Annotated in this window: 13 protein-coding genes and 1 pseudogene; 9 read left to right on the forward strand and 5 right to left on the reverse strand. The window is 65.6% G+C overall.

Translation table 11 applies throughout. The features are described from left to right. Window positions 1–509: 509 nt before the first annotated feature. From C4T42_RS30690 to C4T42_RS30725, 9 genes and pseudogenes are all read left to right on the forward strand, one after another. On the forward strand, window positions 510–2,216 hold the full coding sequence (locus C4T42_RS30690) for a GMC oxidoreductase (protein WP_210202161.1): 1,707 nt from the start codon (window positions 510–512) through the stop codon (window positions 2,214–2,216). A 136-nt stretch (window positions 2,217–2,352) separates the two neighbouring features. Beyond that, window positions 2,353–3,494 (forward strand): IS3 family transposase gene (locus C4T42_RS30695; protein WP_103986514.1). Its coding sequence is split into 2 segments (ribosomal slippage): window positions 2,353–2,629 and window positions 2,629–3,494, totalling 1,143 coding nucleotides; the frame shifts between segments, so codons are not numbered across the junction. Window positions 3,495–3,611: 117 nt separating this feature from the next. After that, window positions 3,612–4,502, forward strand: a complete 891-nt coding sequence (locus tag C4T42_RS31745; protein WP_146074089.1) for a hypothetical protein — start codon at window positions 3,612–3,614, stop codon at window positions 4,500–4,502. A gap of 201 nt (window positions 4,503–4,703) precedes the next feature. Continuing rightward, window positions 4,704–5,378 (forward strand): annotated as a pseudogene (locus C4T42_RS30700) (IS256 family transposase); the annotation flags it as partial. A 201-nt stretch (window positions 5,379–5,579) separates the two neighbouring features. After that, a complete protein-coding gene (locus C4T42_RS30705; protein WP_146074090.1) occupies window positions 5,580–5,849 on the forward strand; it encodes a hypothetical protein in 270 nt (89 codons plus the stop codon). 1,061 nt (window positions 5,850–6,910) lie between these two features. Next, on the forward strand, window positions 6,911–8,026 hold the full coding sequence (locus C4T42_RS30715; RefSeq protein WP_103986517.1) for an ATP-binding protein: 1,116 nt from the start codon (window positions 6,911–6,913) through the stop codon (window positions 8,024–8,026). After that, on the forward strand, window positions 8,013–10,271 hold the full coding sequence (locus C4T42_RS30720) for a S8 family peptidase (protein ID WP_103986518.1): 2,259 nt from the start codon (window positions 8,013–8,015) through the stop codon (window positions 10,269–10,271). The genes C4T42_RS30715 and C4T42_RS30720 overlap by 14 nt, the downstream gene beginning before the upstream one ends. 4 nt (window positions 10,272–10,275) lie before the next feature. After that, window positions 10,276–10,641, forward strand: a complete 366-nt coding sequence (locus C4T42_RS31750) for a hypothetical protein (protein ID WP_146074091.1) — start codon at window positions 10,276–10,278, stop codon at window positions 10,639–10,641. Window positions 10,642–10,672: 31 nt separating this feature from the next. Further along, a complete protein-coding gene (locus C4T42_RS30725; protein ID WP_146074092.1) occupies window positions 10,673–11,938 on the forward strand; it encodes a hypothetical protein in 1,266 nt (421 codons plus the stop codon). On the opposite strand, the gene C4T42_RS30730 is transcribed toward C4T42_RS30725, so the two are convergent. The 5 genes from C4T42_RS30730 to C4T42_RS30750 form a co-directional block, all read right to left on the reverse strand. Continuing rightward, window positions 11,908–12,621 carry a TIGR02391 family protein gene (locus tag C4T42_RS30730; RefSeq protein ID WP_146074093.1) on the reverse strand — a complete coding sequence of 238 codons (714 nt, stop codon included), beginning with the start codon at window positions 12,619–12,621 and terminating at the stop codon, window positions 11,908–11,910. The two genes, C4T42_RS30725 and C4T42_RS30730, sit on opposite strands and share 31 nt — an antisense overlap. A 180-nt stretch (window positions 12,622–12,801) precedes the next feature. After that, window positions 12,802–13,575 carry an abortive infection family protein gene (locus C4T42_RS30735; RefSeq protein ID WP_103986521.1) on the reverse strand — a complete coding sequence of 258 codons (774 nt, stop codon included), beginning with the start codon at window positions 13,573–13,575 and terminating at the stop codon, window positions 12,802–12,804. Between the two features lie 75 nt (window positions 13,576–13,650). Then, on the reverse strand, window positions 13,651–15,003 hold the full coding sequence (locus C4T42_RS30740; RefSeq protein ID WP_103986522.1) for a transposase: 1,353 nt from the start codon (window positions 15,001–15,003) through the stop codon (window positions 13,651–13,653). Between the two features lie 400 nt (window positions 15,004–15,403). Next, on the reverse strand, window positions 15,404–16,447 hold the full coding sequence (locus C4T42_RS30745; protein ID WP_103986523.1) for an IS110 family transposase: 1,044 nt from the start codon (window positions 16,445–16,447) through the stop codon (window positions 15,404–15,406). A 119-nt stretch (window positions 16,448–16,566) separates the two neighbouring features. After that, the coding region (locus C4T42_RS30750; RefSeq protein WP_103986524.1) for an IS5 family transposase at window positions 16,567–17,199 on the reverse strand (633 nt) is incomplete at its 5' end.

A 17,199-nucleotide genomic window follows, 5' to 3' on the forward strand; every position in this document is an offset into this window, starting at 1 on the left:
CGCAAGTTGGCGGTTACGATGCACGCCATGCTGAAGTCTGGCGAGAGATTTGACCGCACCGCCGGAGCGGTCGCCTGATCTGACGAGCGGATCGCGTTCGCGCGGCGAGCACACAGGTCTGTCCTTGCCGGGACGTGGGCAGAGCCATTCCGCCTGATGGGGTGCACCCGCTGACTCAGCGAAGTGCGGCATCCACATTGGAAGGCTCCTCCCGCGAAGCTCCATCATGCGGCGGCTCCTGCCGACCGCGAAGACGACCCTGCACCCGGCATATGGTCACGATCACCGCAGAAAAAGCTTGCGTTTCGCCCCGCGATTAGACGACCCCATCTGCTTTTGAGTGAAATAGGCATGAGAGTGGACATAGTGCTCTCGCCTAACGGCCGATGCGTAACGGATTTTCGATGACGCTTGGCACTGGCGCCGTTGCGAGCGATCGGCCAAACTCACGGCCGGCCGGTTCGCCACGGCACGTGTGAGTTCCGGGAACCGGGGGAGGAGGGCATGCCGTGCCGCTCAACCGCCTTGACGATACCGGGCAGCTGATCCAGCCACCGGATATCCAGCGCACGACGCTGTCGTTGGACGTCCTAGGCCGCTTCGTATGCAGCACCTGGGATGAAGCCATCAACAATGGCGGGGCTCCCTTCGACGTCGTCATCATCGGGGCCGGCATGTTCGGCGGCTACTGCGCGGACAAGCTTGCGCGGGCAAGCGGCCGGCGGCCCTTAAGGGTTCTGCTGCTCGAGGCGGGACCGTTCCTTCTGCCGACGCACCTGCAGAACCTACCCCGGATGGGTCTGAATGTACCGGGCCCTCGTCCGCCGACTCAGGACGACGGAAGGCCGCGGGAACTCGTCTGGGGGATGCCATGGCGGAGCAACGTGGACTGGGTGGGTCAAGCGTACTGCCTAGGCGGGAAGTCGCTCTACTGGGGAGGGTGGTGCCCGCGCTTGGAGGAGGACGATCTTGCGTCCTGGCCTCCCGAGGTCGCTGACTACCTACGGAGGAACTACGCCCGGATCGAACGTCAGGTCGGCGTTTCGGAAACGACGGATTTCATCCAGGGACCACTCTTCGAGCTACTGTCGAGCCGGTTCGCGAAGTTCCCCGGCATGATCGCCGACGTGACCAAGGTCGAAAACGCGCCTTTGGCCGTCCAGGGACAGTCACCTGCCTCGGGCCTCTTCGCCTTCGACAAATACAGCAGCGTGACCCTCCTGATCGATGCCGTGCGTGAAGCCGCCGGCAATAGCGATGCCGCGCGACGCCTCTTCATCGTGCCTAATACTCACGTCACCAAGCTAGAGACGGCAGACGGGCACGTGTCCGGCATCCGCGCTTGCGTCAACGGAGCCGATCGGTATCTCGGGCTGGGGCCGGGTACGAGGATCGTTCTGGCGGCGGGCATGGTGGAGTCGACGCGCTTGGCTTTGCGCTCGTTCCCGACCAGCAACGATGCGAGAACGGAACGGATCGGAAGAAACCTGACGTCGCATGTCCGGAGCAACATGTACTTCAGAGTCAAGCGGAGCGCCCTGGATCCGCAGAACACTCTCCCAAAGCGTCTGCAGACCGCGGCGCTTCTCGTTCGAGGATCGACTCCGGACGGGAAATTCCAGGTGCAGGTGACGGCGTCTTCGGACCTGGCCGGCAACTCCGACGCAATGCTCTATACGATGATACCGGACATCGATCAGTTAGTTGGGCTCCTTGAGATGCAGGAGTCGGATTGGATCGCCTTTGCTTTTCGCGGCGCCTCCGAACTGAAAGGGCGACAGGATCTGCCGGTACCGAACACCGAGAGCAGCTGGATCAATCTCAGTCCATTCGAGTCCGACGAGTTCGGACAACCACGCGCCTACGTCCATTTCGCACCGAATGCTGCAGATGAGCGGCTCGCGCAGGCTATGGAGAGCTGCATGGTCGCGCTCGCCAAGGCACTCGCCAATGGTGCCGCAGCAGACATCGATCTGCATGATCCTCAGCGAGATCCGCTCGGCTCGACCTACCACGAGAGCGGTACTCTCTGGATGGGCACAGACCCCGGGACATCGATCACCGATCCGGACGGACGCTTCCACCACATCGCGAACGCCTATTGCGCAGACCAGGCGCTCTTCGTGACCGTCGGATCGGTCAATCCGACCCTTACCGGCCTCACGCTGGCTCGCAAGGTGTCGGAGGCGATCGCGGCCGAGGCGGAGCTGGCGTAGTTGCCTAGATCTCGTGGCTTCATCGACTTGGTTACCGGATGGGTCTGAAACTCGGTCGACGTGCTTAGGCTGACCTAACCGGCTGGCTTTGGACCGGGCTGATTGAGAGGATCGGCCAGGACCGGAGGACTCGGACATGCGGCGAGGTCAGAAGACGAGTGCGGAGCAGGTCGTGCTGAAGTTGCGCCAGATCGAGGTGCAGACGGCCCAGTGCAAGAGCTTGGCCCTGGCGTGCAAGGAGGCGGAGATCTCCGAGCAGAGCTACTACCGCTGGCGCAAGGAGTACGGCGGGCTCCAAGTCGATCAGGCCAGGAAGATGAAGGAGCTCGAGCGCGAGAACGCTCGGTTGCGGCGGCTTGTGGCGGACCTGTCTTTGGAAAAGCAGGTGCTGGCGGACGTCGCCTCGGGAAACGTATAGCCCCCGAACGACGCCGGCAGGCGGTGGCTGGCATCCGGGAGAAGTACGGCCTCTCGGAACGTCACGCCTGCCGGATCGTCGGCCAGCACCGGGGCACGCAGCGCTACGTGCCCAGACTGCCGGCCGACGAGGATGGGCTGACCCGCGCCATCGTCGCCTTGGCGTCCGAGTACGGGCGCTACGGCTATCGCCGCGTCACCGCGCTGCTGCAGGCGGCAGGGTGGCAGGTGGGCAAGGACCGGGTTCAGCGCATCTGGCGTCGCGAGGGGCTGAAGGTCCCGCAGAAGCACCGGCCGCGCAGCCGGCTTTGGCTGAACGACGGCTCGTGCGTGCGGCTGCGCCCGCTCCACCGCAACCACGTCTGGAGCTTCGACTTCGTGCAGGCCCAGACGCACGACGGCCGAACCTTGCGCATCCTGACGCTGATCGACGAGCACAGCCGGGCGTGCCTCGCGCTGAAGGTGGCGCGGCGCATCAACAGCGTCGGCGTGATCGAGGCGCTGGCCGACGCCATGTGCCTGCACGGCATCCCGGAACACATCCGCTGCGATAACGGCCCTGAGATGATCTCAAGGGCACTGCGCAAATGGGTCGCCAAAACTGGCTCGCAGATCCAGTATATCGCACCCGACTCTCCGTGGGAGAACGGGTACTGTGAGAGCTTCAACGGCAAGCTGCGCGACGAGTGCCTGCGCCAGGAGATCTTCTACTCGCTCAAGGAAGCCCAGGCCATGATCGCCCTTTGGCAGAACACCTACAACCGCGTCCGGCCGCACTCGTCCCTGGGCTATCGGCCACCAGCGCCTGTCAGCTTCCCAGATCTCGCCTTCCGGCTACCCATGGCAGCGGCCGTGCAGTAGCCTCTCACTCGGCTCGGTCCAAAATGCCGGTCAGGTCACAGTACCCGGAGCAGCTTGGCCTTTGACCTTTTCGAAAATCCGGGTGATCTGAAGAAGGGTCCAGTGCGGAGACCCCTTATGTCCAATTCCTACGCCAGCCATCTCGAAGCGCCTCTCGGGCTCGCTCGCCCATCGTTGCGCGACGCAGCCTTGCGCATTCTTGCAGCACACGGCCGCGACGTTTCCTTCGATCCGTATCCAGCCCGCTATGCCTCAGTCGCGGGGCTCAAAGTCTTCTACTTCAAGAGCGAACCTGGCGTGATCGCACGCCGAGGGCCGGGCAACTGGAGCACGCCGCCGGGTCCCACAACGGACGGAATGCAGCACCTCATCGACATCGATGCCGGCGCACACGTGCTTGGTGTCGGTTGGCGTGGCAATGGAACAGTTCTGCACGATCGCTTCGTCCGCGGCCCGTGGGAGTTCGAACTTCTACGTGCAGCCGGCATGTCGGCTGGCATCCCACAGATGAACCGTGTAGCGCCTGCCGGTCCTGCGCGCGGTAGCCGGATGACATGGCCAATTGAAGAGATCGTCGGCACTCGCCGAGGCCGGCTAGGCTACCCGATCACCTTGGACGTGGTCGGATACTGGACCAGCATGCCAGAGGTTGCGCCTGCAGGTTCGAGCTTCGCCGATCTCGTCGCCCTAGTGACGAAATGCTACGATGCCTCTCGTGCAGCGGACGGAGAGGCGGACAGCAGCGTTGGCATCACCGGTTTCGGCTTCAAGGCTTGGATAGGAAAGCGCCCATTCAAAGCGGGGGCCCCGACGGGCAAACCGGACCTCCGCTACTGGATCGCTCCGCACGGCGGCGCGCGAGCAGCGGCGGCACTGCTGCTCCTGCTGTCGCACGCTGCCCGCACAACGCATCGGCATCTTTTCGAACATTCCTTGACCCAAAAGGAGCATGACGTACACCTTTTATCGCGAGCGACGCAGCGCCTGCCAAATGCATCCTGGATTTGAGCGTGTAGATGCAGAATGACGGTCGGCGTAGGTCGGCGTAGGTCGTGTCCCGGGTGATGGTGTAGCTCGCTGGTAGCGGGAGAGCCCGCCTGCGCGCCGTTCACAGCGCTGTAGCAGGCGGGATCTCTCGCGGGGTGGTCATCGGCGGTTGCCGGGTAGGGTCGGGTTGCGAGCACCAACCCCGAACCCGAGAGACCCCCGATGACCGACGAGATGATGGCCCTGCGCGGGCTGATGGAGAAGAGCGCCGACGCCGATCTGCTGCGCGAGATGATCGGCTTTGCGGCCGAGCGGCTAATGGAGCTGGAGGTTGGTGGCCTGACCGGCGCGGCCCACGGCGAGAAGAGCGCCGAGCGGCTGGTCCAGCGCAACGGCTACCGTGACCGGGATTGGCAGACGCGGGCCGGCACGGTCGAGCTGCGCATTCCGAAGCTGCGCAAGGGCAGCTACTTTCCGGGCTTCCTGGAGCCGCGACGCATGGCCGAGAAGGCGCTCACGGCTGTGATCCAGGAGGCCTACATCCAGGGCATCTCGACCCGCTCGGTTGATGACCTCGTCCAAGCGATGGGCGGCGCAGGCGTATCGAAGAGCCAGGTCAGCCGGCTCTGCCAGGAGATCGACGAGCGCGTGGGCGCGTTCCTCGACCGGCCGATCGAGGGTGAGTGGCCGTATCTCTGGATCGACGCGACCTACGTGAAGGTGCGCCAGGACGGCCGTATCGTCTCTGTCGCTGTAATCGTGGCGGTGGGCCTCAACGGTGACGGCCGTCGCGAGGTGCTCGGCATGGATGTCGGCCCGTCCGAGGCCGAGACGTTCTGGACGGACTTTCTCCGCAAGCTGGCGCGCCGCGGCCTGCGCGGGGTCAAGCTGTGGATCGGCGTTGAAGCGGGACCCTAGATCAAAGCCAAGGCAGCGCGTTGTTATCACTAGCGAAATCGAGGGAGGAGCGGGGTTCCGGCCGGCGCCGATCGGGACCCCACCTCTAAATGGAAAAACGTCCGCTTGTTGAGGACATTACCGTCCTTCGGACAGGGGTCCGGGTTCGGCGCTTATCTACATTCGGGGGCTGTCGCCACGGTGAAGGGGCATCGGGTCGCGGTGGCGGGTGGGTTTACCCGCTCCGGTGCGCCGGGCCGTCGGGCCCTCTCGCCGAAGCTCGGCGGCCACGTCTTCGTCAACACCGAGGGCCGGAAGTGGCGCGGTCACCTTCGGAAGGTGAAGTCGGGCCTCTACATTCCGGCCGAGATGACGAGCGGCGCCACCCTGGCGGCATTCCACCGCGTGACGGAGCGCGAGCTACCCATAGAGGCGGCCAAGGTCTTGGCCGAGCTTCTGGCGGAGGCGTGAGCCTCCAGGCCCGCGCGGCCCAGGCTTTAGGGCTCGGGAGGCTTCCAGGCCCACTGGGCCAATTTAGCCTTGTTCATGGTTGGGCGGGTAAATCCTCAACCAGGACGACGCGCGATTTTGCCTTTCGATCCCAGCTCGCCGGTGACCTGCGCGACCTGGGTGAAAGCTGAACCGCCATGCTTATCGTCGTCGCCGGCCGATCCGACCTCGCCCCATACATCTCGCCGGTCGAGGTCGGCCGGATGCGAACCGCGTGGTGCCGTCTGAGCAAGCGGCGCATCGGGCTCGGACAGAGTACATCACGTCCCTCGACGTCGTGGGGCGGGAGCGCGCTGCCGACGCCGTGTGGCACCGTGCCCTAATGGAGCTGGCTGAGCAGCTCGTCGGCCTGCCGAGGCTCGCCGTCGCCTTGCCATGCCTGCTGGCGCGCCCGTGGGAGAGCGAGGAGGCTGTGGCCGCGTAGGGCCATCGATCCGGCGGCATTCACCGCGAGCAGACGGGCCGCGCTTGCCACGCCCTCTCACTCGACGGAGCAAGGGTTCGGCGATCTCCGTACCTATCCGGAGGAGGTGCAGGAGGTCGCCAACGGCTGGCGCGTAGTCATTCAGTAGTTCGCAGATCTGAGAAGCGGTCATCAGGTGCCTTCGGGTGGGGCGCACCTCCGGCGCCTTGCGGCGCTGGAACGGCACGCAAGGCGACAGACATGGCGAAGCCACCGCGCGGAGGATCCGGGCGATTTGAGGCAGGCTCAAGCTGTCGGGGGCTGCACCAGATTATGCCCACTGGGCGCACGTCTGGCGACGATGGCTTTCTTCAAGGTTTCGGCCGTCGGGTCAAGCGCCTCGTGGCCACAGGCTAGGCCGACGGTCCCCACGATAGATGGCAGCGGCCGGCCTTTACCCATCGCACCTCATGACCGGATCCTGGGGAGCGCCCCACCTTACGAGCGCGGATTGTTGCCGGACAAATGATACAGTCTGGATTACATTTCACGTTTCGTTCTTGACTAGAACAGCGTTTACGCCTTACATAATCGGGAATTCGGCTTACAAGGTTGCGTGATGCCTGTCTCCCATGACGATCTGCTCGAACTGGTCGACGCCGCGCTTGCGGCCGACTACACGCGTGTGCGCCGCGTCGGGAGCAAGATTGCCGGCGACCTCGATGACGAGAACGTCGCGCGCGCGCTGCGCACCCTAATCCGCCGCAAGGGCGTGCCGCTGCGTGCCTCCGGCTACGCGGAGAGCCTGCCGGTCGACGGCAAGTCACGCTTGCCCCTTATCGAGGAGCTGTCTTGGCCGACCACGCCGGTGTTCCTGTGCGATGCCAAGGGCCCCGTGGTCTCGAGTTTCATCGAAGACGTGCGCAACGCGGACCTCCTATCGTCCAAGGGGCTCGCGACGCGCTTATCGATGCTGCTTTCCGGGCCGCCCGGCACTGGCAAGACGCTGCTCGCCGGCCACATCGCCGCGCAGCTCGGCCGTCCTCTCTACACGGTGCGGCTAGACTCGGTGATCTCCTCGCTTCTCGGCGACACCGCCAAGAACATCCGCAGTATCTTCGACTTCGTGCCGTCGCGCGAGGCCGTGCTGTTCATCGACGAGATGGACGCGGTCGCCAAGGTTCGCGACGACCGGCATGAGCTGGGCGAGCTGAAGCGCGTCGTCAACACCGTCATTCAGGGCCTCGACTCCCTCGACGACCGAGCCGTGGTTCTTGCGGCGACAAACCACCCACAGCTTCTCGACCCCGCCATCTGGCGGCGCTTCCCCTACAAGATCGACCTCGGTCTGCCGGACGCAGATACGCGAGCCGAAATGTGGCGTCATTTCCTGTTCGAGGGCGCGGACGGGGCGCAGCCTCTCCAGGTACTGGCGACCGTCTCCGAGGGCCTGAGTGGGGCAGACATCCAGAACATCGCTCTGTCGGCCCGGCGCCACGCCGCACTCAGCGGCGGCAGCGTGGACACTGGAGCCGTGGTCTGGGCCGTTCTGCGCACCCGCGAGGGGCAGCTCACCCTGCCGAGCCGGCAGGGTGTCGCGGCCGAGCATCGCAAGGAATTCGCCCTACGCCTGAACGACATCTCCGTCCGACAAGCCGAGATCGCCCGGCTCCTCGGCGTCTCCAAGCCGACCGTAGGTGCTTACCTGAAGGAGCTCGGACATGCCGCCGGATGACCGCCGCGAGCGCCCGCTCCTCAACCCGGTCCTGACACTGCGCAAGGAACCGGTGCCGGAGGCCGCCAAAGGCGGCGGCCCAAGCGAGAAGGACATCGTGCAGGATCGCCTGCCCGCACAGAGGCGGGCGCTCTCGGCGCGGCTAGAGGCGATCGCGGCCAGCGGCGCCACCGCCCCGCACGCCGGGCGCATCCACCTCGCTGTCGAGATGTTCGAGGACTCGTTCGCGCCGAGCTGGACGCCTCGCCCCCTGTTCACGGACGGTCGGCGCGCGCGCCTCGTCGCGCCAGCCCGCAACGGCTACCTCGTCGAAGCCGAACTCGCCTACCTGCCGAGCCTCGCCCGGCACATCCGCAGCGCCTCAGCGGTCGACGCGCGGGTCGCCATTTCCCGGGTACGCGACATCCGGGCCTATGGCGCCGACGAGTTGCTCCGTGGGCGGGAGATTGAGGCGCTCTGGGACCGGGCTACTGAGGTGGAGGGTGGCAAAGCCTTCGTCCTGTGGCTGCTTCCCTTCCGCGACGAGGGGGCCCGTGCGTCGGTGGTCCAGACCCTCATGCGGTTCGAGGCCGAGCGGGCCGTGGTGCCGACCTACTCGGCGGTCGAGTTCCCCCTGGCGCGCAGGGACGGGGCGGACGCACTCGTGACTATCCGAGGCGACGAGACCAACCTCGCCCGGACCGTCCGCCGGTATCGCGGGGCGGGCCACGCGCGCGGCGTCGTCACAGTGCCGAGCCGCGACGCGCTACGGACCATCGTCCTGTCGGGCTCGTCCTTTCGCATCGACCCGGTGCCGCGCATCGAGGCGACAGCGCCCGGCATCGGTGCCGAGCCGACACCGCCCGTGCCAGACGCCGGCGCCCAGCCGATCGTCGCGGTGGTCGACGGAGGGCTCACCGCGCAAAGCTACGCCGCTCTTGAAGCCTGGCGGGCACACGATCTCGTGCCGCCAGGCATGGCCGACCACGTGCACGGCAACCGCGTGACCTCCCTCGTGGTCCACGCCCATGCCTGGAATAACCGCCTCGGCCTGCCGCGCCTCGATTGCCGCGTGGGCACGGCGCGCGCCGTGCCGCGCGAGGGCTCGAACTATCCGGCAGACCCTGCCCGTCTCGTCGACTACCTGCGCGCTCTCGCCCGCGCGCACCCTGAGACGAAGGTCTGGAACATGTCGTTCAACGCGGTCGAGCCGGAGGCCGAAGCCGACCTCGTGAGTTTTCTCGGCGACGAGATCCGCTCGATCGCGCGTGAGCACGGCATCCTGCCGGTTATCTCCATCGGCAACCGGCGTCGTGGCGGCACCGACCAGCTCTGCGCCCCCGCCGATTGCGAGGCGGCCCTGACGGTCGGCGGGCGAGATCACGCAGGGGACGGCATTCCTGGCGGCCCCTGCGGCGTCTCGCTGCGCGGCCCTGGCCCGGACGGCATGCTCAAGCCGGACCTGTCGTGGTTCTCGCGCCTCCGCATGATCGGCGGCGGCCAGCAGACGGGCAGCAGTTTCGCCACACCCCTGGTATCGTCGCTGGCAGCGCACACCTTCGCCAACCTGCGGGACCCGACCGCCGACCTCGTGCGGGCGTTGCTCATCAACGCGACTGAGCTGGAGGGGCACGACGCGGCCCTGGGCTGGGGTACGCCCTGGCATGACCATCTCCCCTGGACCTGCGCGCCCGGCTCCGTGACCCTCGCGTGGCGCGCCACGATGCGTCCAGGCTTCAACTACTACTGGCGTGACATCCCGATCCCGCCCGAGATGGTGAAGGCAGGCAAGCTCGCCGGTAAGGGGCAGCTCACGGCAATCCTCAATCCCCTCGTCGCGGAGGATGGGGGCCCCAACTATTTCGCGACGCGCCTGCAGGTCGCCCTACAGTACGGGACCCGCGTCGGGGGCACCGGTAATCTGCTCGGCTCAATGCGGGAGGACCGGGCGCCGGAGCGAGAGGCCAGGGCCGACTTGGCCAAATGGCACCCTGTCCGCCGCCACATCCGGGATTTCGGGAAGCGTGGGGGCATCGCATTCAGCGGCAACACCATGCGGCTGCACGCCCGCATCTACGCCCGCGACCTGTTCCAGTTCGAGGACGTCACCAGCCATCACGACCTCGGCGAGCAAGACGTGGCTTTTGTGCTGACCCTCAGCGACGGGTCAGACGGGAGCGACCTCTACAACTCCATGACGCAGCGGCTCGGCACCTTCGTCGAGAGCGCTGTGGTCGAGCAGGCGGTTGAGATTGAGCGGGAGTGAAGCAGTGGTTATGCAGCTTAAGATTATCAGAGTTCATAGTCATGGCGACGTTGGTAACGAACGTGTTTGGATGAAAGTTACCGGTGATTGCGACCTATCGGATTATGCCGTATTCGATAGCACATATGACGATGATGGCAATGTATCAAATAAAAACAGGCATGTTTTTTGGTTTCCATCACAAAACGTCGAAACAGGTGATTTTGTGTCTCTTCGAACTGGTAAAGGCAAAGATAAAACACTCGTCAATGATGACGGAAACACAGTGCACCGATTTCATTGGGGGTTGGGCACATCGGTTTGGAACGATGATGGTGACGTTGCAACCCTTGTTCGCATTAACGAATGGGTTTCAAATCAAGTAAAATAATTATAATGTTTTCTGACTAGGTATCACAAAGATGAAGATATTTTGGTCTTGGCAGAGCGATATTGCGCAAAGGATCTGCCGTGAATTCGTCCGCTCGGCGCTGACAACCACACTGCCGCGCCTAATGGCGGAACTTGACCTTGAGGAGAGTGAGCGGCCCGAGCTCGATCATGACACCCTAGGCGAGCCCGGTCTCGTAGATATCGCAGCCACGATTTTTCGGAAGATTGAGGAAGCCTCCGTCTTCGTCGCAGACGTAACTTCGATAGCCACGACGGGCCAGGGCAAGAAGGTTGCCAACCCAAATGTCCTGATTGAGTTGGGGTACGCCCTCAAGGCGCTCGGGCCCGAGCGCATCGTCCTGGTTGCCAACGAGCGGTATGGCGGCGGTCCGGCCGACCTGCCCTTCGACCTGCGCAACCGGCGGGGTCCGATCACCTACAGGCTCGACCGCAACGCTGACGAGACCGCCATGGAGGCTGCTCAAGGGCCGCTCGTTGAGGATCTGGTAGCCGCCTTATCCGCCACTCTCAGCGTCGCCCGTACAACTCGGGACGCTGTGCTTCAGCCGGTCGTCCAGCCGAGCCGTCCGGGCGACCCCTCCGTGTGGTTCCCGGCAGGAACGATGCTTCAGGCTCGGGACTGGTTTGGTCGTGCGGGCGTACAAAGGGTTGTCCTACCTGAAGCGCCACGCAGCTACATGCGCATTATCCCGGCCGGGTGGGGCGACCCGCAGCCCGCTGCGCTGGATCTTCACAACCTTGGAGACGAGGCGCGGCTTCGCCCTCTCGGACGTTGGTTGACGGGCGATGGCGGCTTGAACGCAGATGGTGTCTTGTACTTCGAGCCGACCGAGGGCACCGCCCCCTGCGAGACACAGACCATCACGCAGTGGTTTGTAGACAGCGGCGAGATTTGGGGGGTCGACAACAAAGCAGCCCGCTCGATTGGTGGACAGATCCTGTTCGATATCAACTATACAACGCAACGGTGGGCAATCTTCCTACGGTCCGGGCTTGAGGCCCTGCGGAGGGTCGGCGCACTTGGGCCTATCCTTGTCGAGGCGGGCGTCGTTGGTCTCACGACCACCCGCTGGTACGCGGTTTCACCAAGCGCCCGCGTGGAGGGCCTTCGCGACCAGGCTCGGGCGACCCATTCGACCCGGGACTGGGATGAGGCGGCACAGATCGCGTTCATCCTCGACGCCGTGAACCACGTGCGATCAGCCTTCGGCGTCCACCGGGCCTCGTTCGAGGAGGTCGCGCCTCAGATTGAGGCTGGCTGGCAGGGCCTCTGAGACGAAACATCGGAAGAAGACTTGATCGCCCTGGACAGGCCGCGAGCGGCACCCCGGGCATCCACGATGCGCAGTAGGTGGCTCGCGAACATAATGATCTCGGCCGCCTCGCCGGGGTCATCGAGGTCCACGAGCCGGTGCGACTGTGGGTTTTTGTAGGAGCCTATGGCGCCGGCGAAGAGGGATGCGCGTGCCTCCCGCTCGGCCGGCAGCGCGGCCATGTCCGTCAGGGGGCCATTCTCCTTGTTGAAAGCCTTGCGCATCAGGTCGGTGCCGAGGTCGGTGGCAGCGAGACCCGACGCCTCCCGTACCTGCACCTCGACTGTCTTCATCGCAGTGAACACCGCGATGTCGTAGCGACCCCGGTGGTAGAGTGACCAGACATCATCTCGGATCCGCGGGTGTAGAGATGCCTTCCCGAGGTGCTGGGAGGCGATGGCCTCCTTCGGCAAGGCGGCCATCTGGGCAGCACGGCGGCTTAAGCTGCGGCCTTCGGCCTCGCTCCTGTTTTCGGTGTCCAGAATGGGCACCAAAAGGCCTTGCCCCTCCAGCCAAGCCCAGGCCTCAGCGACGGCGTTCGTGGCTTCCCGCTCGCGCCCCGGATAGGGCCCATTGCGCCACCGCGCGCCAGTCGGCGAGATCTCGTCGTAGAGAACCACGTTCAGCAGCCCGCGCAGGCTCATGGAGCGAGTGCCGCCAGACGCTACACGATGGAGTAGGGGCAGAAGGCGTAGGCCTAACTCCTCCGCGCTTAGGGCCAGAAGCGTATCGATGGTCGGGGCGATGTCCTGCAGCCGCACAGCCTCACCCAAAATCCATTAGCATGCCAGCATACTAGTGTAACGGTGTGCAATCACAACACGTCAGGTACCGAACCGTGCCGTGTCTACGCTCTTCACGAAGCGGAGGATCGCGCTGACCGCATCGAAGATGAACCGCGCCTCAGCCGCGTCGACAAGATCGTTATCGTGGGCGAAGGAGCCATTGTTCCGGACATCGTTGAGGTCGTCGAAGATGCCGATCGCGCTCTTGAGCATCCGCACCGTGATGCGGCGTAGCTCGCGCTCGCGCTCCAATGTCTTGACGTACTTGCCGACACGGCTGTGAAGCGGTTCTGTCCGGTCATACGGGATACTGCGCTCATCGAGCAGGTGGGCAAATTTCTTCATACAGTAGAGGTGCAACCGGTCCAGCGCGGGGGCTGGCTTGTCGGCGGCGATGTCGCGCTGGATGGCGGCGACCAGTTCGTCGAGGGTCTCGTCGGGCTTGAACCGCTCCAGCGCGTCCATGCGCGGCCGTGCCTCGGCTCTCTCAATACGCTCAATGAAGGCGAAGACGGCGGCCGCGTCCGCCTCGGCCGGCGGTTCGATCCGTCGATCCCGCATCCCCTCAGCGTAGCTCCAGAGCGCGCGCAGCACCGCGCCAACTGTCTGCCCGTCCTCGGCCTCAATGAAGGCGCGGAGGCGCTTGGCCTTCGACGTGCCGGACGTGTCGTAGGCGCCCGATTGGATGTCGATGCCAAACCCCTCCTCAAACCACTCCGACATCGTGCGGTCGGTGAAGTCGAGGACGTAGCCGCTGGTCATCCCAAAGGCGATATCAAGAGCGCGGCGCTCGGCCGCCAGTGGCTTTGGCATGAGCTAGATCGGCATCCCTACGGCCCGCCGGGCCATACCTGCATCCCGAGTAGGCCTAAGCTCGACTTTGGCCACTCATGCGGCGTGGCAGAGGGCATAGGCCCAGGGCGCTGGCAAACGGAAGCGGGGTTTTGTTCGGGCGCGTCGGCGCGGTGATGTTGCCAAAGTCCGCTCGCGCCAGATCGCATAGCGTACGGCGGCCAGAGCATCGGCGAAGGTCGGGCGCGGTTTGGGGTACCACGCGGCGGCCGCGATCCGTTGCCGTTGGCGGACCGGGAGCCGTGCAGCCAGCAGCGTGACGATCGAGAACAGGGCGAGCAGGCAGGGCGTGGTGCGGGCGATGGCCTTGTCCGACCACTGCCGCTGCGTCTCGACACCGAGATGGGCGCGCGCTTCCTGGAAGGTGACCTCAACGGTCCAGCGACGCACGAACCACCCCACGATCTGCGCGGGCTCGCGCATCGGTTCGGTGCAGAGCAGGGCCTGCGGTGCAAAGCGGCTCTCGGGATCGCGCACCAGCACCCATCGGATCGGCACGACCGGCAGACCGCCGTGCCGCCATACGGCGGTCCCGGAGGCGATCTCAAGGGTGCGCTCGCCCGCCCCGTACCAGCCGGGCACCACGACCGCGTGCCAGCGCGTGTCCTTGGCCGCAAGGATCGCGGCGAGCGTCGGCAGCCGCGCGCCTTTGGTCCGCGGGCGTCCGATCGTGCCGGGCGGCCGCGGTGGGGCCGGCTCGTAGAGAGCAGCATCCAGCCGCAGGCGGGTGATCGCCGTGATGCGGGCGCGGCGCATGGCGTCGAGGAACAGCAAGGCCGAGAAGCCGCTGTCGCCCACCACCACGAGGTCGCGTGCGCGCAGCCAGCGGCGCGCCTGGAGAGCGAGTTGGCGTCCGCAGTCGAGCAGAGGCTTGTGCCGGCGGCCCCGTTCGCGACAGGCGCGCTCGGACGGCACCAGCGCGGTCAGGAACGGCAGCGCCCAGACGCGCCCCGCCCAGGGGATCGGGGCGAGCACCATCAGGCTCATCCAGCGCAGCCCGCTCGCCTTGACGAAATGGCTGTCGGAGGAGCGAACTGGATCACGGTAGATGCCCTTGGCCGCGATCCGCTTGCCGCGGCGGCGCTCGATCGTGTCGTCCAGTCCCAGGACCACGGGGCCGCGTTGCGCGAACGCATCGACGAGGAGACAGAGCAGGATGTGGCTGCCGGAGCGCGGGCACCACGCAGCGCGGTTGAGGATGCGGTGGGCGTTCACGAACCACCGCTCCTGCGCGCGGCCGATGATGCGCAGGACGCTCATCACCGTGCGCCGCCCCGGCGTCAGGATCGCGCCGATCAGCAGAGGCTGAGCATGGCGCCAGGAGCGGTGGACGAACAGCGGCGCGAACGCCAGGATGATCCCGGCGAAGCGGGCAGGCAGGGGCAGCATGGCGGTGTCTCTTGGCGGGGACGCCACCAGCCTATCCGTCACGCCCGCTTCGTCACCTCCGCCCACTCGACGCGCCGCAAATGGCCAAAGTCGAGCTAAGAGTCCTCTCTGATTGGGGTTCGTGAGGCAAGTTTCTCCTGATCGATGTTTTCTGGTTCCGGCTGTATCGCTCCCGCGGGTCACGCGCTTCTCTTCGCGGTCGGCGCGAGGCCGCCGCATGATGGGGTCAGGAGAGCGAGGCGTCTCAATCTGTTTCACGACCTGGTCTGCTGACGCGGACCGGTTCGGGACTCTCAACGAGATCGCCTCACCCATCGTCCCCACGGGAACGATCCGGGTCACCCTCGCGGGTGAAGTCTGGCCTGCCGTCGTCCAGTTCACTTCAGCAGGCGTATCTCGATCAGGCGGCTGCGACGGCCGCTGCCGGCTCCTTGCCAAAGCGGAACTCGGTCCCGTCGCTCCACATCCGATGGAGGATGACGGCGAGCTTGCGCGCAACCGCCACGCGGGCCCGCGCCATGCCACGATGTTTGGCGACCTGCATCCCCCAGGCGCGCAGGCTCGACCATTTGCGCGAGCGCGTCAGCAGGGAATGGGCCGCTTCGTAGAGCGCGGTACGCGCTAGTTCGTCGCCGCAGCGGCTGATCTTGCCCTGGATGTCGGTCTCGCCCGACTGGTAGCGAGACGGTGTCAGGCCGAGATGCGCCCCGACGTTCCGGGAATGCCGGAACCGCTCCGGCTGATCGATGGTGGCGCGGAAGGCCAGCGCGGTGATCGGGCCGACGCCCGGTACACTCATCAGCCGCCGGCAGACCATCTCGCCGCGCACGATGGCGAGGACCTGCCGGGTCAGCCGATCGAGTTGCTCCAGCATCGTGGCCAGGATCGCCAGCAAGGGCGTGACGAGCGGTAGGATCAGGGGATCGTCGCCCGCCATCTCGCGCACCCGCTCGGCAAAGGCCGCGCGGGCCGGGGTGCCGAGCTTGATCCCGCCCTCGCGTAGGATCCCCCGCACCACATTCTCGATGGCTCGCATCTCGTTGAGCACGGTCCGCCGCGCCACCAGCAGCGAACGCCAGAGCCGGGACTGACGCGACTTGACGTGAACCTGCCGGTACCAGCCCGTGCGCATGATCTGAGCAAGCGCGCGGGCATCGTTGCGGTCGGTCTTGTTGGGCATCGTCTTCATCGCCGCGTTGGCGAGCCGCGTCTCGATGCAGACCGCCGGTAGACCCGCCGCCCGAAGCTCGTCGTGCAGCCACGCCGTCAGCGAGCACGCCTCCAGGCCGATGCGCTCCAGGGGAAGGCCGAGCCCCGTCAGGGCAGCGATGAGGGCGAGCGGCTCGCTGGCGGCTCGCAGTTCCTTGATGAGCCGTCCCGTCTCATCGACCACGCAGATCGCGGTCTCTTCCAGGGAGACGTCGAGTCCGGCAAAGTGCGTCATGGCTGCTCCTTCCTGATGCTGTGGCGATCCGACATCGACCACGCTCTCACATCTCGATAGGAGCAGCCGCCTTCAGCGGAACCGCAGCGTGACCCCAATCACCCCATCTGTCCGAGAAGTCAGGTTGATCGGGCGAGGCGTCTGACGAGGATCATGACGGCTGCGGCGTAGAGGAAGGCTCTGGCGGAGGCGAGGGTCGCTTCGGGATCCTTCCAGAGGCGTCGGTTGCGGCTGATCCAGGCGAAGAACCGTTCAACGACCCACCGGCGTGGATGCACGGCAAAGCCGACCTGATCCGGCGGCTTGCGCACGATCTCGACGGCGATGATCGTCGCGCTCGCTGGCTTGTCGCCGGCATAGCCGGCGTCGGCGAAGGCCTTGGTAATGAACGGGAAGCTTCGGCGCGACAGGCGCAGCACCGGAACGGCTCCGTCCCGGTCCTGTACGTCGGCAGGCTGCGGATCGAGGACGAGCGCACGCCCGTCCGTGTCGACCAACGCCTGGCGCTTGCGGCCTTTGACCTTCTTGCCAGCGTCGTAGCCGCGCGGCCCGCCGCTCTCCATCGTTTTGACGGTCTGGCTGTCGAGCACTGCGGCGGACGGCGAAGCTTCTCGTCCGACACGCTCGCGATCAGCCATGACGAGGTGGTGGTTGATCCGGCCGAACAGCCCTGTGTCGCGCCAGCGGCTGAAGTAGCCGAACGTGGTCGAACGCGGCGGTAGATCCTTGGGGATCAGCCGCCATGCGATACC

Origin of the sequence: Methylobacterium sp. 190mf, from assembly GCF_900107945.1 — a bacterium.
Lineage (GTDB): Bacteria > Pseudomonadota > Alphaproteobacteria > Rhizobiales > Beijerinckiaceae > Methylobacterium.

Excerpts from the sequence above, each read along its gene's own strand:
- C4T42_RS31745 (WP_146074089.1), top strand. The coding sequence starts at position 3,612 with ATGTCCAATTCCTACGCCAGCCATCTCGAAGCGCCTCTCGGGCTCGCT.
- C4T42_RS30715 (WP_103986517.1), top strand. The coding sequence starts at position 6,911 with ATGCCTGTCTCCCATGACGATCTGCTCGAACTGGTCGACGCCGCGCTT.
- C4T42_RS30720 (WP_103986518.1), top strand. The coding sequence starts at position 8,013 with ATGCCGCCGGATGACCGCCGCGAGCGCCCGCTCCTCAACCCGGTCCTG.
- C4T42_RS30725 (WP_146074092.1), top strand. The coding sequence starts at position 10,673 with ATGAAGATATTTTGGTCTTGGCAGAGCGATATTGCGCAAAGGATCTGC.
- C4T42_RS30730 (WP_146074093.1), bottom strand. The coding sequence starts at position 12,621 with ATGAGCCTGCGCGGGCTGCTGAACGTGGTTCTCTACGACGAGATCTCG.
- C4T42_RS30735 (WP_103986521.1), bottom strand. The coding sequence starts at position 13,575 with ATGCCAAAGCCACTGGCGGCCGAGCGCCGCGCTCTTGATATCGCCTTT.
- C4T42_RS30740 (WP_103986522.1), bottom strand. The coding sequence starts at position 15,003 with ATGCTGCCCCTGCCTGCCCGCTTCGCCGGGATCATCCTGGCGTTCGCG.
- C4T42_RS30745 (WP_103986523.1), bottom strand. The coding sequence starts at position 16,447 with ATGACGCACTTTGCCGGACTCGACGTCTCCCTGGAAGAGACCGCGATC.